This window comes from Candidatus Weimeria sp. HCP3S3_B5, assembly GCF_052064335.1.
Classification (GTDB): Bacteria; Bacillota; Clostridia; order Lachnospirales; family Lachnospiraceae; genus Weimeria.
Genome location: NZ_JBQHVU010000050.1, coordinates 1 through 2469 on the forward strand (window position 1 = coordinate 1; position 2469 = coordinate 2469).

Sequence of the window (2469 nt, forward strand, 5' to 3'; positions counted from 1 at the left end):
GTTACTATTCACAGAAGAACTGAATGCATCACAAGTAAAGCGGAGGATCTTTCCTTCGCTTTACTTGCTGTTATTCCGTTTTTGTTCTCATTGTTGGGATTTATGAAAGATCTCTGCGACCGTATAAGGATCTCCTACGCACAGACGATCCAGTGCGTGTATCTCGTTGATACCATTTCGGCGGCAGGTCTCTATATATGTCCTGATCAATGCATAATTGTCTGCGGCCTTTACTGTCTCAAACTGTCCTGATATCTTCATGTGGGATTTGACTCCACGAAGTCCCCGCTCACTCAGATTGTTGGTCGTCGGTACTGTGAGATCTTCAACCCAGAGGAAATAATTCTTTCTGTATTTAACCAGTCTGTTCAACAGTGCCCGTTCAAAATCTGCGCCGTATTTTTTTGAAGCCGCCTTGTTTTCGGCCCATCCCTTTTCTATGCATTTATCTACTTTCTCGTAAAACGTCTTTTTATAAGCTTCGCTGAATGCTGTCTCGTCCCGCTCTTTTGCCTCCTTACGGTCCTTTATCGTAGAACTGATGAGGTCTTTAAGCTCTTTTGACCATTCATGCCCGGTATCATCTGTATTCCTCTGGCAGTCACGCTCCAGATGCTGGATGCATTCGATATTTATAAAGAGGAACTTTGCATTGTAGTTCAGGGTATTATGATCATGCATCACCTTCGTCTGTTTTGTGAGCAGGGCAAGGACATTGTCTTCGTCTATGCTGGCCATGTCTTTATGTTCATGAGCCGTATAATAGGCAATGGTCTCGTCACCATAAAATCTCAGGCATGCTCTTTTTGTTAGAATGAAAATGACAGTATCATCCCAATATACAAGGTCCCTTCTGATAAGCTCCAGTTTAAGGTCATCTCTGAACTGTATCAGCTTTTTAGCTGACCGCGCCTGGACTTTCGCAATGTACCCTTCGCACGGCCTGAGCTCTCCGCCTGTTATACCGTTAAGGAACATGGCCACTTTATTTATCGGTGCATTTGCCGTGTTCATAAGAGAAAGGGCGAGTGCCTGTATCTTTGGCCCATACTGGCAGTCAGCCCTCAGGTTTGGCTCTATGCTGCATCTGACTGTCTCTCCACAGTCTGCACATTTATAAAGCCAGTATTTATGAAGGATCCTGTTTACATTTATGCTGATATCATACTCCCATTTTTCTTCATATCTGCCGGTATAGACCAGGTCTTCTGACCTGCATACAGGACAGACTGCTCCCTTATCAGTAGTGTGGTCAATGATCTCTGTTGCCTCTTTTTCTGAAGGCTTTTTCAGATCATGCTTTTCGTGTCCCGGTTGTCCTCCCTTTTTCTTTCCGCTGTTTTTCCTGCTGTTTGGATTATGCTTTTTCTTTCCCGGAAGTGTCATGCCTGTAGGAAGTCCGGTGTTTGTGCTGTCCCTTCCGAGCAGTGCTTCATCATGTGCCAGCCTGTTGGTGAGTTCCTGTATCACACAGTCCTTCTCGTGGATCTTCTCCTCGTATTCAAACCGCATCGAAGCCATGTCATCTCTGTATTTCTGCTGAAGCTCCATCACTTTATCTTCAAGACTGTATATCCTTTCGTCTTTGCGGCCGGCCTCTTTCTGGTGATCCTGCCATACCTCATAACACTCATCAGTCCAGATATCCCGGACTTTTACAGCCTGTATGCGGGCCTCAGCTAGCTCTTTTTTCAGTCTGTCGATCTCTTTTATATAGCCTGCCACGACCCTGTGATGATCCTGCTGGATCTTGATATACCTGGCTCCGGACTCAAACTCGTCTATGATGCGCTTCTGATCCTTTACCCTGCACTGCAGCAGCATGTATTCCTCAAACAGCTCATTTTTGCAAAGAGAAAAAGCCATCCGCTGTCTCCTTTACTGTTCCATGTCGTTTATCATCGCATCAACAGAATCTCTGAGATTTTTTAAACAGAAGCGGAGCTTTCTGTTCTCGTGCTCTAGCTGTTTTATCCTGGCTGCCTTCTCATCACAGTCTGCCTGCAGAAGTTCATACTTTTTCTTCAGACTGTCATCTGATCTTTTATTCCCGGACGAAGCGGCTGAGCCATCAGCCTTCTTCCTGCCTCTTTTCCCTGATGACGGGATAAGCTCACCTGTCTCCGGGTCTTCTATGCCAAGATATTTTCTCTTAGGCCTAGACTGCTTGAGTTCAGGATCGTAATAAGACGTTGATTCATAAAGAGATACCACGCCTGTTTTCTTGTTCGTGTACCGTACTATTGACATGATCGGTCTCCTTTCACCGGTTGCTTGGTACTATATATTGTACTACATACCAACAAATATGTCAATAGTTAAGTTGGTATGTATTTAACAAAGTACCAATAATATAAAAAACAGAGTCATGCCAGGAATAGACATAACCCTGTTTTTCTGATATTTCTCAAGTTTGGATAAGCTCAGTCTGAGCCGATTTTGTTAATATGATTTACTGTGAATGGTAAC

2 protein-coding genes are annotated in these 2469 nt (G+C 44.2%); both read right to left on the reverse strand.

Annotated features, from left to right (window positions below):
- Positions 1-87: 87 nt before the first annotated feature.
- A complete protein-coding gene (locus ACTNCK_RS11555) occupies positions 88-1866 on the reverse strand; it encodes an IS66 family transposase (protein ID WP_441082873.1) in 1779 nt (592 codons plus the stop codon).
- Between the two features lie 12 nt (positions 1867-1878).
- Positions 1879-2250: a hypothetical protein gene (locus tag ACTNCK_RS11560; RefSeq protein ID WP_441082875.1), complete on the reverse strand. Its 372-nt coding sequence runs from the start codon at positions 2248-2250 to the stop codon at positions 1879-1881.
- Positions 2251-2469: the final 219 nt, after the last annotated feature.